Origin of the sequence: Ancylobacter oerskovii, from assembly GCF_018390555.1 — a bacterium.
GTDB classification, from domain to species: Bacteria; Pseudomonadota; Alphaproteobacteria; order Rhizobiales; family Xanthobacteraceae; genus Ancylobacter; species Ancylobacter oerskovii.
Map to the genome: position 1 here is coordinate 86,174 of NZ_JAHBGB010000006.1, position 16,007 is coordinate 102,180.

A 16,007-nucleotide genomic window follows, 5' to 3' on the forward strand; every position below is an offset into this window, starting at 1 on the left:
GCTCGGCCCCCTATGCAGATGCCGTCGCAGGCTCCGACGCCACCGCATCGGAAGGTATCCGAGCGCTCTCTCTCCGTTCAAGGCCAGTAAACTTAGCACCTTCGAATTTAAGCACTGTGTCGAAGGACGACAGGTCATCCTCGCCCGACTGGGTCACGATGACGGTGCGCCCTTCCATGGCGTCCATGATGTTCTCAAGGATCATATGGCCTTCCGACGGCGTGAAGCTAGATAGAGCATCGTCGAGTATGAGGATATCCGGCCGCCGCAGCATGGCGCGGGCCAGCTGCACCGTCACCCGCTGCTGCACCGAGATCAGCCGGCCCCCCGGGCCGACCTCCTGGTCGAGGCCCTTGGAGACCACGAAGCTTTCCAGCCCGTGCTCGTTCAGCACCTCGGCGATGGCGGCGAGAAGCTTGTCGCGCATGTGCGCCTTGCCATAGCGGACGCGGCCGAAGATGAGGTTGTCGCGGATGGAGGCGGCCGGCATCAGCCGCCCCTCGTCGTAGAACTCCACGTCCTTGGCATCCGACGCCGGCAGGAACTGCCGGAAACTGGCGCGCGCGCGCAGGATGCGGGCCACCAGCCGGTCGTCGATCAGGTTGAGGCGATGGCGCGGCTCCACATACATCAGCGCGTAGCCGATCAGCTTGTCGCGGACCTGCGCGCTCAGATGCCGACGCTGCCCGCGATTCCAGGCGGAGCGAACCTCCGGCCACACCGCCTCGATCTCGGCATTGTCGATGAAGGAATAGCGCTCGCGCAGCGGATTGTCCGGGGCGAGGTCCTGGAAGACGTCGGCCACCGTCTCCACCATCTTGATGCCGATCGCGGTCAGCGGAGCGGTCAGCGCCTCGGCGGCGATGATCGAGCGCATGAACGGATCGGCGGCCATGTTCTCCGGGCTGAAGCGGTTCCCGACCGCGACGCCGTAGAGCAGGTTCTCGCCGATGCTGGCGCTGGTGTTGAACGTGTCGGGCTCGAAGGCCTCGACATATTGCAGGAGGCCCCGCTCCTTGAAGCGCTCGATCATCGCCGGCCGTGCCGCCAGCAGGCGCTCGGCGGTGTCCGGGGGCGTGTCGTCGCCGAGCCGGCTCGACATGCCGACCCGGAAGATCTCGTCATAGCCGCGCACGATCCGCAGGGCATTGCTGACGGCGGCGTCCACCTCCGCCGGGCTGGAGGCGCCGATGGCGGCGTAGTCGATCCAATCGGCATCGGGCGACACCAGCGGATTGTCGGTCTTGCGCGCCTCCTCCAGCCAGTAGCGCTGCTTCGCGGAGAGCTCTGCGCGCTCGTCCGGCCGCGGGGTGGCGCGGCGCAGCGCCAGGGTGAGGTTGTCGCGAATGGAGCCCGACATGATGAAGGGCTCGCTCGACACGTAGAGCAGCAGGGCGCTGGCCTCGCGGTCCGACATGCCGGCGATCTCCCGTCCGTCGATCGCCACGCTTCCCTGGTAATCGGTGACCTGACGGCCGATGACCTTCGCCAGCACGTCGCGCCCTCCCCCCGCCGGGCCGGCGAGGGCGATGCGGCCGGGGCGGTCCATGGCCACCGACATGCGATCCAGCTGGACGAGGCCGCGGCCATTGACCACCCGCAGCCCGACCACGGTGATCGGCGCATCGGCCGCCACCGCCGGCGGCGGCTCGATGGTTTCCTTCGGCAGCAGCGTGTCCTTGGAGAACTGGCTGACCACCTGCTCGTATTTGACGGTGACGTCCGCCCGCTGCTGGTCCCAGTCGATCAGTTCCTTGATCGGCGTCGGCAGGTCGCGATAGGCGGCGATCACCGCCACCAGCTGGCCGATGTCCAGCTGGCCCTTGAGCGCGAGGTAGCCCCCGAGCGTGTAGAAGACGAAGGGAGTGAGCTGGGCGAGCAGGTTGTTGAGATACTTGACCGCGAATTTGCGGCGATAGAGCCGCAGGCGGATGTCGAACAGCGTGCCGAGCCGGTGGCCGATCTCGGCCGAGGAATGGCCGGTGACGCCGAAATTATGCAGCGCCGGCGCCGCCTCGATCATCTCGCCGATGCGCCCGGCGAGGATGCGGGATTCGATCTGCCGCTCGCGCCCGAGGCGGATCTGCTCGCGGCGCAGATGCGGGATGACGAGGCCCTGCACCAGGATGAGCGCAATGGCGAGCGTGCCCAGCCACATGTTCTGGACGAGGATGAACGCCATGGCGGTGAGCGCCTGGGTGCCCAGAAAGGCCGGGGTGATGAACGCCTCGCCGAAAAAGCCGCCGATCGGCTCGACCTCGTCCTTGATCATCGAGGTGACTTCCGCCGGCTTGGTCGTGCGGATGTCCTCCGGGCGGAAGCGCATGACCAGCCCGAACAGGTCGAAGCGCAACCGGCGCAGCATGCGCTCGCCGAGCACGCCCTTGCGGATGTTGATGACGTATTTGAACCAGCCGTTGATCAGCGTGAGCACCAGGAACACCAGGCTCAGCGCGAAGAGATAGGGCAGCTGGGCCAGCAGCAGCCCGTCGGAGATCACATAGCTGCCGCCGCCGAGATAATCCGGCAGCGAAAGATTGTAGGCGAACAGGCGGGCCTGGGAGACCCCGTTCTCGAAGACGCTGCCCTGGATGCCCTCGTTGACGATGCGCTTGGGCACGTCGAGCGACCACCAGTAAAAAGGCAGCGACGCCGCCACGTAGAACAGCACGATGAGCTGCTCACGCCGGCTGTACATCCAGACGTAACGAAAAAAATTGACCGACAACGCGCCTGGCGCCTTTTCTCAGGGGTACTCTCGTGGCGACATATGGTGTGCGAGGCGCTCGCCCGCAGGGGGCCTCACTGCTTTATGATCCTAGCATGACAATCGAGTCCCGGTGAGATGCGCATTGCCCCGACCGCTGCCCTGTTCGTCGCCCTGCTGACCTCGCCGGGAATGGCCGATCCCGCCACCCCGCTCGCGGACGGTTTCGAGGGCCAGGATTTCGCGCCCGCCGGCGGGCTCTACTACAAGCACAACCGCGAGCAGAGCGCCGGCACCGTGGTGTTCCAGTCGCAGGTGGTGCGGGCCGGCCGCCAGGCGCTCGACCTGTCGGTGCGCCCGATGTGCAAGCCCGAGAACGAGCTGTGCAGCGAGCGCGCGGAGATCTGGGAAAAGCCGGAGGTGCTGGTGCCCTATGGGCAGCCGACCTGGTACGGGCTGTCGATGCAGCTCGCCCAGCCGGTGTCCACCGAGCGCCATCGCTACGTGATGATGCAGTGGAAGCGCGAAATCGATCCGGGCGCGATGGGCGACTACAGCCCGCTGCTGGCGCTGCGCCTGATGGAAGGCCGCCTCGCCGTCACGGTGGACACCGATACCGGCACGTTCGCCCCCATCGGCACGCCGGAGCGCCCGGACGGCTGCAAGCCGGGAGAGGCGATGGCGGCGGCGCCCGACGAATACAACCAGTTCCGCTCGCTGGTCGCCATCGAGCCGGGCGCGATGGGGGCGGAGGAAGCCGGCTTCACCGGCTGCACCCCGGACATAAGGGTGACGCCGCGCGGGCCGCTGCCGGCCGCCGGCTCGGGCTGGGTCGACTACGTGTTCATGGTGAAGCCGGGGCCCACGGGCGACGGGCGGATCGACGTGGTCGCCAACGGCCAGTGGATCGTCACCGTCGAAGGCAAGATCGGCCATGAGGGGCCGCAGCTCGGCGAGCACATGTATTTCAAGTTCGGCCCCTATCGCGGCGGCGACAGCAACATCTGGCGCATCTATTACGACGACTTCCGCCGCGGCCCCGCCTGCTCCGACGTGGCCGACGCCGCCCTCTGCGCCCGGATCGGCAAGTGAGGCCGGCCCGCGTCAGGCCCTGACCAGCCGCCGCGGCGCCAGGCCGAGGCGCGCGAAGACGTTGCGGGTGTCCACCACCAGCCGGGCCTGCTCCGCTACCAGCGCGTAATCGACGTCGTCATGGTCGGTCGCCACCAGCACGGCGTCGAAGCCCGCCAGGGCCGCGGCATCGAGCGGGATCGACGGCTTGCCGCTGAGGCGCGGGTGCCTGCGCGTCGGCGGCAGCGCCGTCACCTGCGGGTCGTGGAACTCGCAAAGCCCGCCGCGCTCGTCGATCAGCTCCATCAGCTTCAGGGCCGGGCTCTCGCGCACATCGTCGACATTCTTCTTGTAGGCCGCACCGAGTACCAGGATGCGGGCGCCGGCAAGGCCGCGACCGAAGCTGCGGTCGAGCGCCTCGGCGAGCTGGTCGACGACCAGATACGGCATGCGGGTATTGATCTGGCCGGCGAGCTCGATGAAGCGGGTCTCGATGTCGAACTCGCGCGCCTTCCAGGTGAGGTAGAACGGGTCGATCGGGATGCAGTGTCCGCCGAGCCCGGGGCCGGGATAGAAGGGCATGAAGCCGAAGGGCTTGCTGCTGGCCGCCTCGATCACCTCCCAGATGTCGATGCCCATGGCGGCGTAGACGCTCTTCAGCTCGTTCACCAGCGCGATGTTCACCGAGCGGAAGATGTTCTCCGTGAGCTTCACCGCTTCCGCGACCTGGGTGGAGGAGACCGGCACCACCCTGCTGATCAGCTGCCCGTAGAGCAGCTGCGCCAGCGCGCCGGCCTCGGGGCCGTCTCCGCCCACCACCTTGGGGATGGTGGCGGTGGAGTAGCTGGCATTGCCGGGGTCTTCCCGCTCCGGCGAGAAGGCGAGGAAGAAATCGCGACCGCAGACGAGCCCGGTCTCTTCCAGGATCGGCCTGACCAGCTCGACCGTGGTGCCGGGCCAGGTGGTGGATTCCAGCACCACCAGCTGGCCCGGGCGCAGCGTCGCGGCGATGGTCCGCGTCGTCTCGGCGACGAAGGAGAGATCGGGCTCGCGCTGGCGCGTCAGCGGCGTCGGCACGCAGATGACGATGGCGTCGCAGGCACCGAGGCCGGAGAAATCCTCCGTGGCCCGGAAACGCCCGTCCGCCAGGGCCGCCTTCATGCGGTCGGCGGCGATGTAGCGGATCACCTGCTCGCCGGCATTGATCGCCTCGACGCGGCGCGGGTTGATGTCGAAGCCGCGCACCGGGAAGCCCGCCTCGGCGGCGACCAGGGCCAGCGGCAGGCCGACATAGCCGAGGCCGATGATGCCGATCGTGGCGCGGCGCGAGCGGAACAGCGTGTCGAGCTCGGCGAAGGGAGACGTGGTCATCTGGAAGGGTCTCGGAAGGGGCGGATCTTGGGAAGGCGTCGCTCAGGCGGCGCCGCGCCGGGACGCGGTGCGGCGGGCGCCGAAGCGGCGCTCGATGTTTCCGGCCCGATCCGGCGCCACCCGCACCACCAGATGCAGCGTGCCGTTGTCGGCGGCCCGGCGATCCAGCACCTCGCTGTGGCGATAGAGCCAGCCGAGCCCCTCCCCGTCCGCCGGATCGAGATCGAGCGCCAGCGTCACGCGGTCGCGCGACAGCCGGCGGGCGATGGCGAGCTTGAGTTCGTCCATGCCCTCGCCCGTCAGCGCCGACACCGGAATGGGATGCGCGTCGCCGGTGAGCCGCGCCGCCGAATTGAAGGTGCGGGTGCGCCCCTCCTCGTCGAGCCGGTCGATCTTGTTCCACACCTCGATCAGCCGGTGATCGTCGTCCGGGTCGACCCCGAGGCCGCGCAGCACGTCGGCGACGTCGGCCGCCTGCGCCGCGGTGTCCTCGTGCGAGACGTCGCGCACATGCAGGATGATGTCGGCCTCGATGACCTCCTCCAGCGTCGCCCGGAAGGCGGCGACCAGTTGCGTCGGCAGGTCGGAGATGAAACCCACCGTGTCGGAGAGGATGATCTGGTCGCCGGTGTCGAGCTTCACTTGCCGCAGCGTCGGGTCGAGCGTGGCGAAGAGCAGGTCCTGGGCCATGACGCTGGCGGCGGTGAGCCGGTTGAACAGCGTCGATTTGCCGGCATTGGTATAGCCGACCAGGGCGACGACCGGGTAAGGCACCTTCTTGCGGCTGGCGCGGTGCAGCGCCCGGGTGCGCTTCACCTGTTCGAGCTCGCGCTCGATCTTGGTGATGCGCTCGCCGATGATGCGCCGGTCCGCCTCGATCTGCGTCTCGCCGGGACCGCCGAGAAAGCCGAAGCCGCCGCGCTGGCGCTCCAGATGGGTCCAGGAGCGGACCAGCCGGCTCTTCTGGTAGTTCAGGTGCGCGAGCTCGACCTGGAGCACGCCTTCCTTGGTGCGGGCGCGCTGGCCGAAGATCTCCAGGATGAGAGCCGTCCTGTCGATCACCTTGGCGGACCACGCCTTTTCGAGGTTGCGCTGCTGCACCGGGCTGAGCGGCGCATCGACGAAGACGAGGCCCGCCTCATGGGCCTTCACGTCCTCGCCGATCTCCTCGACCTTGCCGCTGCCGAGATAGGTGGCCGGCCGCACGGTGGAAAGGCCGATGACATGAGCCGCGACGACATCGAGATCGATGGCGCCAGCAAGGCCGACGGCTTCGTCGAGCCGGGCCTCGGGCGAACGCCGGCGCTCCCCCTCCTCGCCCGGCCGGCGCGCGACATGCGGCACCAGCACGACGACGCGGGTGGCGTCGCCGGTCGGCTCGTCGGTGGTTGCGGGGCTCTCGCCGGAACCGGCGGGCGAGCGCCGGGGATTCCTGCTTTCCAAGCTCAACCCTTCTCGCCGGTCTCGTCAGGCTCGAAAAGTTGGACGGGATGACCGGGCATGATGGTGGAGATCGCATGCTTGTAGACGAGCTGCGAATGTCCGTCCCGCCGCAGCAGGACGCAGAAATTGTCGAACCAGGTGACAACTCCCTGCAGCTTCACGCCATTGACGAGGAATATCGTGAGCGGCGTCTTGTTCTTGCGGACGTGGTTGAGAAAAGTGTCCTGAAGATTTTGGGTACGTTCCGCGGCCATGTTTTTTGATCCGTTGTTTGTGTGGTGCGCCGGCGCGGCCATCGTCGCCGCCTTTCCCGTCCGGGGATCGGCAGCCACGACGTGCTCTTTTAGCATCGCACACCAAGCCTATCGCGCAAGATGCCTTCGTCTGTGAAGAGCTTTTGCGCTATTTGCGGGCAAATTCCGCAACATTGTAGAAAGAATCGCGCAGCGAACGCGCCACGGGACCGGGTTTGCCATCGCCAATGGTCTTCCCGTCTATGGTGACGATGGGGACGACCACGTTGCTCGCCGACGAAATGAATGCTTCTCGCGCGGCAAATGCCTCCTCGAGCGTGAAACCGCGTTCCTCCACCGTCAGGCCGAGCCGATTCGCCACCTCGAACAGCACGGTGCGGGTGATGCCGCGCAAAATGCCCGAATCGGCCGGCCGGGTGATGATCGCACCCGCTGCGGTGACGATCCAGGCATTGGTCGAGCCGCCCTCGGTGACCACGCCGTCGCGCACGAACCAGGCTTCGCGCGCGCCGGCCTCCTTGGCCGCCTGCTTGGCCAGCACGTTCGGCAGCAGGCCGACGGTCTTGATGTCGACCCGCTCCCAGCGATTGTCGGGGACGGTGATGATGGCGGCGCCGTTCGCGGCCGCCGCCGCGGCCTTGGCGGCATCGGTCGACCGGGCGGTGACGACGATCGACGGTGGGGTATCCGGCGCCGGGAAATAGTGATCGCGCCGGGCGACGCCGCGCGTCACCTGCAGATAGACCATGCCCTCGCGCACGCGGTTGCGGCGGATGGTCTCGCGCAGCACCACGCCCAGCGCCGCCAGCGACATCGGCATGACGATCCGCAGCTCGCGCAGGGAACGCTGCAGCCGCTCCATGTGGCGGCGCTCGTCGACCATCCGGCCGCCACGCACCTCGCACACCTCGTAGACGCCGTCGGCGAACTGGTAGCCCCGGTCCTCCACATGCACGGCGGCCTCGGCGTGCGGGACATAGAGACCGTTCACATAAGCCACGCGCGACATGAAATCCTCGATCCGTCCTCGTCACCGCCGCCACAAGGCGAAATGCGCCAGGCCCAGGACGACAAGGATCTCAAGGCGTCCGAGAATCATGGCGAGGGCCAGTATAATCTGGGCATAGGCCGGCAGGGCGATCCAATCCGGCCAGACCGCCGTCTGCGACCAGTCGGCATAATAGACCGGGCCGGCATTGCTGATCGCCGCCACGACAGCCACCAGCGCCGCCTCGAAGCTCGGCATGGCCGGCGCGACCGCCGCCGTCAGGATCGCGACCATCGAGCAGGCGACGCCGAAGCACAGCCAGATCGCCTTCATCATCTGCATGGAGATGCTCTGCTGCCCGAGCCGGCGCGGATGCACGGCGTTGGGATGCACCAGGCGCTCCAGCTCCAGCGACGCCTGCACCGCCATGGCGGCGGCGCGGTACATCTTGATGCCGCCCGCCGAGGAGAAGCTGGCGCCGCCGACGAAGACCACCGCCAGCACCAGGGCGAGCGGCAGCGCCGCGAAGGCGCCGGCATGCGGCTCGATGGCGGTGGTCGTCACCAGCGCGATGCCGGTGAACAGCCCGTCCTCCAGCGCCAGCGCCAGCGACTGGCCACCGACCGGCGTCGCATACCAGCCGGCGGCGGCGAGGATGCCGATGGCAAGGCTCACCAGCACGACGCCGAGATTTTCCTGCTGCCCGAGGGCGAGGCGGAAGCGGCGGCTGAGGATCATGCGATGCCAGAGAATGCTGGTGCCTCCGACCAGCATGAACAGCATCATCACCAGCTTCACCGCGAATGGCCCATAGGCGGCCATGCCGTCGGCATCGGGCATGAGGCTGCCGGTGGACAAGGCGGCGCCGGCGAGGCCGAGCGCGTCGAACACCCCCACGCCGGTCGCGTAGAGCATGACCGTGCAGATGGCGGTGGCGCCGAGATAGAAGGGCAGCACCTGCCGCATGGCATCGGAGACCGAGGTGGCGCCGCTCCGCCGCAGCAGGTGGCTGCGTTCGGCGTGATCGGGCAGCCCGCCGACGCCGGCGGGGCCGAGCACCGCGACGAAGCCGACCAGAGTGAGCAGCCCCCCGGTCCATTGCAGCGTCAGCAGCCATCCCAGCGTCGAGCGCGACAGGGAGGAGATGTCGTGAACCGAGCCGCCCCCGGTGGTGGTGAAGGCGGAGATCGCCTCGAACCACGCCTGCGCGAAGGTGAGCGGCGTGGTGGCGGCGATGGGAAAGGCCGCGATGAGCGGAAGGCCGAGCCAGAGCACCAGCAGCAACGCGAAGGAAGACAGCCGGTCAAGCTGCGCGGTGAGGTTGCGCAGCCCCAGATAGACCGCCCCGGCGCCGAAGACGGTGAGGAGCGCCGTCGCCAGGAACGCCGCCGCACCGTCCTCGCGCCGCAGCAGCGCGCCTATCGCCGCGGCGAGCAGGAAGGTGGCCATCACGCAGGCGGCGGCAGCTCCGTAGCGGGCGAGCGCGATCATCGGCAGCAGCCCTCAAAAGAATTCCAGGCTGACCCGGAACATCTGCTCGACCCGCTTCACCCGGTCGGCCATCGCGAACAGGATCACCCGGTCGCGGGCGTGGATGACGACGTCGCCGCGGGGCAGGATCAGCTGCCCTCCCCGCAGGATGGCGCCGATGCGCATGCCGTCGAACAGGTCGAGGCTGCGCAGCGGCTTGCCGACCAGCGGCGAGGTTTCCAGCGCCTCGGCCTCGATCACCTCGCCGGCGCCGTCCAGCAGCGAATGCACGCCGCGGATGCGCCCCTTGCGGACATATTGCAGGATCTTGGAGACGGTGATCTGCCGCGGATTGACATAGGCATCGATGCCGAGCCCGCGCGCGAAGCCGGGATAGTTCGGGTCGTTCAGCAGCGAGAGCATGCGGCTGGCGCCGAGCTCGCGCGACAGCAGGCAGGACAGGATGTTGACGCGGTCGTCATTGGTGACGGCGATCATGGTGTCGGCGTCGCCAACCGCCGCCTCCTCGAGGATCAGCCGGTCGAGCGCGCTGCCGCGCAGCACCACCGTCTTGGACAATTGCTGGGCGATGGTCTCCGCCCGCTCGGCATTGTCCTCGATGATCTTCACCCGCGCCCGGGGATTGCGCCGCTCCAGCTCGCGGGCGACGTAGAGGCCGATATTGCCGCCGCCGCCGATCACCACGCGCTGGGCCGGCGGCTCGTCATGGCCGAAGATCGACAGGGCGCGCGTCACCTGGTCGGCGCCGGCGACGAAATAGGCGAGGTCGCCGGCGATCAGCGCGTCGGCGCTGCGCGGCACGAACACCCTGCCCTTGCGATTCACCGCCACCACCACCGCCCGCAGATCGGGGAACAGGTCGGTGAGCTGGCGCAGCGGGGTGTCGAGCACCGGGCAGTCGTCGAGGCAGCGCACGCCCACCACCACGGCGGCACCGTCGCCGAAACTCACCGTATCGACGGCGCCGGGCAGCGACAGGCGCCGCAGCACCATCTCGCCCACCTCGATCTCCGGGGAGATGACCACGTCGATGGGCAGGTGATCGCGCGAGAACAGGTCGCGCCAGTGGCCGTGCAGGTAGCTCTGGGCGCGCACGCGGGCGATCTTGGTGGGGACGTCGAACAGGGCGTGCCCGACCTGGCAGGCGACCATGTTCACCTCGTCGTGCAGCGTCACGGCGATGAGCATGTCCGCCGCTTCCAGCCCGGCACGCTCCAGCACGTCGGGGTGCGAGCCGTGGCCGACAAAGCCGCGCACGTCCAGCGTGTCGGTCACCGCCTGGATAAGGCGCGGCGACGTGTCGATGATCGACACGTCGTTCTGTTCGGCCGCCAAACGCTCGGCGATGCCGAAACCCACCTGGCCCGCGCCGCAGATGACGACCTTCATCGCTACCCCCAAACTCCCAAGCGGGAGACTATATCATTCCGCCGGCCGCGCCACGGGCCCTCAGCCGATGCCGAGGGCCTTCAGCTTGCGGTGCAAGGCCGAGCGTTCCATGCCGACGAATTCCGCCGTGCGCGAGATGTTGCCGCCGAAGCGGCTGATCTGCGCCACCAGATATTCACGCTCGAACACCTCGCGGGCATCGCGCAGCGGCAGGCCCATCAGGTGCTCGCCGCCATTGCCGTTGGGCAGGTTCGGCACCAGCGAGCCGACATCCGGCGGCAGCATGTCGGCGGTCACCGGGGCGTCGGGCTCGCCGCTGGCGAGGATGAGCAGCCGCTCGATATTGTTGCGCAGCTGACGGACATTGCCCGGCCAGTCATGCGACTGCAGCACCGCGAGCGCGTCGTCGGCGATGCGCCGGCGCGGCAGGCCGGTGCCGTGCGAAATCTGCTCGAGGAAGAACTCGACCAGTTCCGGCACGTCGTCGCGGCGTTCGGCCAGCGGCGGGACGCGGATCGGCACCACGCCCAGGCGGTGATAGAGGTCCTCGCGGAAGCGCCCCTCGGCGATCTCCTTCTCCAGATTGCGCGCCGTGGAGGAGATGATCCGCACATCCACCGATACCCGCGTGGTGCCGCCGACGCGCATGAAGTTCTGGTCGACCAGCACCCGCAGGATGCGGTTCTGGGTCTCGCGCGGCATGTCGGCGATCTCGTCGATGAACAGCGTGCCGCCATGCGCTTCCTCCAGCGCCCCGACCTGCCGCCCCTGCCCGCCCGTCGCCTCGACGCCGAACAGCTCGACCTCCATGCGCTCGGGCGTGATGGCGGCGGCGTTGATCACCACGAACGGGCCGCCCGCCCGCGCGGAAGCGGCGTGCAGCATGCGCGCGGTCAGCTCCTTGCCGGAGCCGGAGGGGCCGACGATCATGATGCGGCTGTTGGTGGGCGCCACCCGCTCGATGGTCTGGCGCAGCTGGTTCATCACCGAGGACTTGCCGATCAGGTGCTGGGCGAGCGGGGCGCGCTGCTTGAGGTCGCGTACCTCGCGCTTGAGCCGCACCGTCTCCAGCGCCCGGTTGGCGACCAGGATCAGCCGATCGGAATTGAACGGCTTCTCGATGAAGTCGTAGGCGCCCTGCTTGATCGCCGCCACCGCGGTCTCGACGGTGCCGTGGCCGGAGATCATCACCACCGGCACTTCCGGGTGGTTGCGCTTGATCGCTTCCAGCAGCTGCAGGCCGTCGAGCTTGGAACGCTCGATCCAGATGTCGAGGAAGATGAGGTGCGGCCGGCGCGCCTCGATGGCGGCGAGTGCCTCGTCGCTGTCCTTGGCGGTGCGGGCGCCATAGCCTTCGTCTTCCAGAATGCCGGCGACCAGCCCCCGGATATCGGCCTCGTCGTCGACAATCAGAATGTCGGTCGCCATGGGCGGGTCTCCTTCAGCCGGCCTGCTGCGCAGGCGCGGTCCTGTCACTGGTTACGAGGTTGGGAAGGCCGCTCCCGGCGCGGGAGAAGCGCAGGCGAATCCAGGCGCCGCGGCCTTCAGGCGCGTCGGCGAGCTCGATGCCGCCGCCGTGTTCTTCCATGATCTTGCCGACGATGGCGAGGCCGAGCCCGGTGCCCTTCTCGCGCGTCGTCACATAGGGTTCGAGCAGGCGCGCCCGGTTCTCCACCGGCAGGCCCCTGCCATTGTCGATCACGTCAATGGTGACCACCCGCTCATCGGTGGAGAGACCTACCTTGATGCGCGGAGGGGTTATTCGCTCTTCAGGCGTCATGCCTTCAAGGGCTTCCGTGGCGTTCTTCACAATATTGGTGAGCGCCTGCGAAATGAGCCGGCGGTCGAACCGGGCGGTGACGGGCCCCTCGGGCGCATCGAACTGGATGTCGATCTCCGGGTTGCCGACCCGCATCAGGAAGACCACCTGGCGGACGGTCTCGGCGACGTCCTGCTCCTCGACCACCGGCTTGGGCATGCGGGCGAAGGAGGAGAACTCGTCCACCATGCGGCCGATGTCGCCGACCTGGCGGATGATGGTGTCGGTGCACTGGTCGAAGATCTCGCGGTCCTCGCCGATCACCTTGCCGTAGCGCCGGCGCAGGCGCTCCGCCGAGAGCTGGATGGGGGTCAGCGGGTTCTTGATCTCGTGGGCGATGCGGCGGGCGATGTCCGCCCAGGCGGAGGAACGCTGGGCAACGACCAGCTCGGTGATGTCATCCAGCGTGACGACCCAGCCGTGATCGGCCTCGCGCGACTGCTCGGTGGTGAAGCGGACGGCGATCACCCGGTCGCGGCCGTTGCGCGACAGGGTGGTGTTGCCCTGCACCGTGCGCGGCCCTGCGCCCATGGCCTCGGTCAGCATCGGCGCGATCTCCGGCACGATGTCGCCGAGCGGCTTGCCGAGCGCGTCCTCCTCGCTGACGCCGAGCATCTTCTCGGCGGGGCGGTTGATGATGGTGGTCGAGCCCGAGGAATCCACGCCGATGACGCCGGCGCCGACGCCCGACAGCACGGCTTCCGTGAAGCGGCGGCGGGTGTCGATTTGGTCGCGGGCCTGAACGAGGTCGTTCTGCTGGGTGCGCAGTTCCTGCGTCATCTTGTTGAAGGTCTCGGCAAGGCTCGACAGGTCGCCCTCCGCCCGGCGCACCGGCACCTCGACATAGAGATTGCCTGCGGCGACGAGATCGGCGGCGCCGATCAGCCGGCGGATCGGCGCGACCAGACGGTTGGCGAAATGGATGCCGAGCCACACCGCGCAGAGCAGCACGGTGAGCGAGATCACCGCATAGAGCAGCGCGAAGGCCACCTGCACGCCGATGCGCTGCTGCTCGAGATTGCGGTAGTCGGCGACCGCCGCCTGCGTCTCCTTGAGATAGTTGATGACGCGCGGATCGATGGGACGGGCCACATAGAGGAACAAATCCCCGAAGTCTTTCAAGGGGATGACCGCGCCGACGAAATCGGCGTCGGTCGGCAGGTAGATGAGCGGCTGCTCCTCGGTCGCGTCCTTCACGGCGAGGTTGGAGGGCACCACGAATTCGCGGCCGGTGCGGATGGTGGTGCGGTCGACCACGGCGAGGTCGCGCTGGATCACCATCGCCGCCGGCAGGCCGCGCACCACCGCCTGGGCGGTCATCGCCTGGCGGAAGCGGCTGCGGTCGGTGTCCCAGAGCGGGCGGATGCGCTGCAGGTCGCGCGCCATGCCCATGACGTCGCCGCGGATCGAATAGGCGTGCTCGCGCACATAGGTCTGCGCCACCGATACCGCGTTGTCGACGATGGCGCGGGTACGCACCGAGAACCAGCGATCCAGCCCACGATCTAGCGTGATGCTGGCCAGAAGCGCTACCAGTAGTGCCGGCACCACGGCGACGATGCCGAACAGCCCGACGATGCGCACATGCAGCCGCGCCGCCGCCCGGCCCCGCCGCCGGGCCTTGACGATGCGCCAGACCTCGCGGCCGATGATGCCGAGGAGGATCAGCGACATCGCGCCGTTGATGCACAGCACCACGACGACGATCTCCTGCGACGGCACCAGCGGGGTGATGCCGATCAGGATGATGAAGCTGACCAGTGAGGTGACCAGTGCGGTCAGAACGGCCAGTGGGGCCAGCCCCCAGAGCGAGAATCGAAAGCCCATGCCCCCGAGATCGGGGGTGTCGCGGGTTTCGGTGTCTCGTGCTCGATCGGTATCCGTCATGCCTCACCGCAGCGGCGGACGGTTCGATTCGGTCCGGCGCAACTGATGCAGTGAAACGACACTGGTGCAAAAATGTGACATGCGCCAGAGCCGGCCGCATTTAATCGGCCGGCATCCACATCACTTGAAGGTCAGCGGGCCTCTCAGCGACTCGTGCGGATGATCTGGATGTCGAGGTCGCGGATCTTCTTGCGCAGCGTGTTGCGGTTGAGGCCCAGCAGTTCGGCGGCCTTGATCTGGTTGCCGCGCGTCGCCGCCAGCGCGGCGGAGAGCAGCGGATACTCCACGTCCTTCAAGATGCGGTGATAGAGGCCCGGCGGCGGCAGGTTTTCGCCGAAGCCGCCGAAATAGGTGTTGAGGTGCCGCTCGACCGAGGAGGACAGCGTCTCGTCCTGCCCGCCCTCCTCCGGGGTCGCGGTGGAGACCGGGGTGGCGAGCTCCGCCTCGATGATCGAGGCGGTGATGATCTCCTGCGGGTAGAGCGCGGCGAGACGGCGGATCAGGTTCTCCAGCTCGCGGACGTTGCCCGGCCAGCGATAGCGCTTCAGCCGGTCGAGCGCGGCGATGTCGATCTGCTTGCGCGGCAGGCCCTCGCGCTCGGCCTGCAGGAAGAAGTGGCGCACCAGATCCGGGATGTCCTCGGTGCGCTCGCGCAGCGGCGGCAGCCGGAGCGGCACCACGTTGAGGCGGAAGAACAGATCCTCGCGGAACAGGCCCTGTTGGATCAGGATGCGCAGGTCCTTGTTGGTGGCGGCGACGATGCGCACGTCGGTCTTGATCGGCGTGCGGCCGCCCACCGTGGTGTATTCGCCCTGCTGGAGGACGCGCAGCAGCCGGGTCTGCGCCTCCATCGGCATGTCGCCGATCTCGTCGAGGAACAGCGTGCCGCTCTCGGCCTGCTCGAAGCGGCCGGCCGAGCGGGCATTGGCGCCGGTGAACGCCCCTTTCTCATGGCCGAACAGCTCGCTCTCGATGAGGTCGCGCGGGATGGCCGCCATGTTGATGGCGACGAAGGGGCCGTTGCGGCGCTTGCCGTAATCGTGCAGCGCCCGCGCCACCAGCTCCTTGCCGGTGCCGCTCTCGCCGGCGATCATCACCGTGAGGTCGGTCTGCATCAGCCGCGCCAGCACGCGGTAGATGTCCTGCATCGCCGGCGAGCGGCCGACCAGCGGGATGGCGTCACCGTCCTCGCCGACCTTGGGCGCCAGATCGTGCTTCTTCGGCTCCGACAGGGCGCGGCCGACGATGGCGATCAGCTCCTTCAGGTCGAAGGGCTTGGGCAGATATTCATAGGCGCCGCGCTCGGAGGCGCGGATGGCGGTCATGAAGGTGTTCTGCGCGCTCATCACGATCACCGGCAGATCGGGGCGCACCTTCTTGATCCGGGGCAGCAGGTCGAACGCGTTCTCGTCCGGCATCACCACATCGGTGATGACGAGATCGCCATCGCCCTGGCTGACCCAGCGCCACAGGGTGGCGGCATTGCCGCAGGAGCGCACCTCGTAGCCGGCCCGTGACAGCGCCTGATTGAGCACGGTGCGGATGGCGGCGTCGTCATCGGCGACCAGAATACTTCCCGTGGGCATG

General features: G+C 68.1%; 11 protein-coding genes. 1 reads left to right on the top strand and 10 read right to left on the bottom strand.

All coding sequences use genetic code 11. From position 1 onward, the window contains the following. Positions 1-10 precede the first annotated feature (10 nt). Entirely contained in the window at positions 11-2,698 is a 2,688-nt protein-coding gene (locus KHC19_RS05685; RefSeq protein ID WP_213351357.1) for an ABC transporter ATP-binding protein, read from the bottom strand. A gap of 147 nt (positions 2,699-2,845) precedes the next feature. Between KHC19_RS05685 and KHC19_RS05690 the strand changes: the two genes are divergently transcribed. Then, positions 2,846-3,799 carry a polysaccharide lyase family 20 protein gene (locus KHC19_RS05690; protein ID WP_213351359.1) on the top strand — a complete coding sequence of 318 codons (954 nt, stop codon included), beginning with the start codon at positions 2,846-2,848 and terminating at the stop codon, positions 3,797-3,799. Between the two features lie 12 nt (positions 3,800-3,811). On the opposite strand, the gene KHC19_RS05695 is transcribed toward KHC19_RS05690, so the two are convergent. From KHC19_RS05695 to ntrC, 9 genes are all read right to left on the bottom strand, one after another. Continuing rightward, positions 3,812-5,149, bottom strand: a complete 1,338-nt coding sequence (locus KHC19_RS05695) for a nucleotide sugar dehydrogenase (RefSeq protein ID WP_213351360.1) — start codon at positions 5,147-5,149, stop codon at positions 3,812-3,814. A gap of 42 nt (positions 5,150-5,191) precedes the next feature. Further along, entirely contained in the window at positions 5,192-6,592 is a 1,401-nt protein-coding gene (hflX, locus tag KHC19_RS05700) for a GTPase HflX (protein ID WP_378296647.1), read from the bottom strand. A 2-nt stretch (positions 6,593-6,594) separates the two neighbouring features. Beyond that, complete coding sequence (gene hfq, locus KHC19_RS05705; RefSeq protein WP_213351732.1) at positions 6,595-6,846, bottom strand: RNA chaperone Hfq; 252 nt, start codon at positions 6,844-6,846, stop codon at positions 6,595-6,597. Between the two features lie 148 nt (positions 6,847-6,994). Next, positions 6,995-7,855 carry a D-amino-acid transaminase gene (locus KHC19_RS05710; RefSeq protein WP_213351363.1) on the bottom strand — a complete coding sequence of 287 codons (861 nt, stop codon included), beginning with the start codon at positions 7,853-7,855 and terminating at the stop codon, positions 6,995-6,997. 21 nt (positions 7,856-7,876) lie between these two features. Further along, complete coding sequence (locus tag KHC19_RS05715; protein ID WP_213351364.1) at positions 7,877-9,325, bottom strand: potassium transporter TrkG; 1,449 nt, start codon at positions 9,323-9,325, stop codon at positions 7,877-7,879. 12 nt (positions 9,326-9,337) lie between these two features. Then, positions 9,338-10,714 carry a Trk system potassium transporter TrkA gene (trkA, locus tag KHC19_RS05720; protein WP_213351365.1) on the bottom strand — a complete coding sequence of 459 codons (1,377 nt, stop codon included), beginning with the start codon at positions 10,712-10,714 and terminating at the stop codon, positions 9,338-9,340. Positions 10,715-10,774: 60 nt separating this feature from the next. Beyond that, the gene (ntrX, locus tag KHC19_RS05725; protein ID WP_213351367.1) at positions 10,775-12,142 is read right to left on the bottom strand and encodes a nitrogen assimilation response regulator NtrX; all 1,368 of its coding nucleotides are present in this window, start codon (positions 12,140-12,142) and stop codon (positions 10,775-10,777) included. Positions 12,143-12,155: 13 nt separating this feature from the next. After that, on the bottom strand, positions 12,156-14,420 hold the full coding sequence (locus tag KHC19_RS05730) for a sensor histidine kinase NtrY-like (protein WP_246548285.1): 2,265 nt from the start codon (positions 14,418-14,420) through the stop codon (positions 12,156-12,158). A gap of 143 nt (positions 14,421-14,563) precedes the next feature. Next, positions 14,564-16,006: a nitrogen regulation protein NR(I) gene (gene ntrC, locus KHC19_RS05735; RefSeq protein WP_213351369.1), complete on the bottom strand. Its 1,443-nt coding sequence runs from the start codon at positions 16,004-16,006 to the stop codon at positions 14,564-14,566. Position 16,007 lies beyond the last annotated feature (1 nt).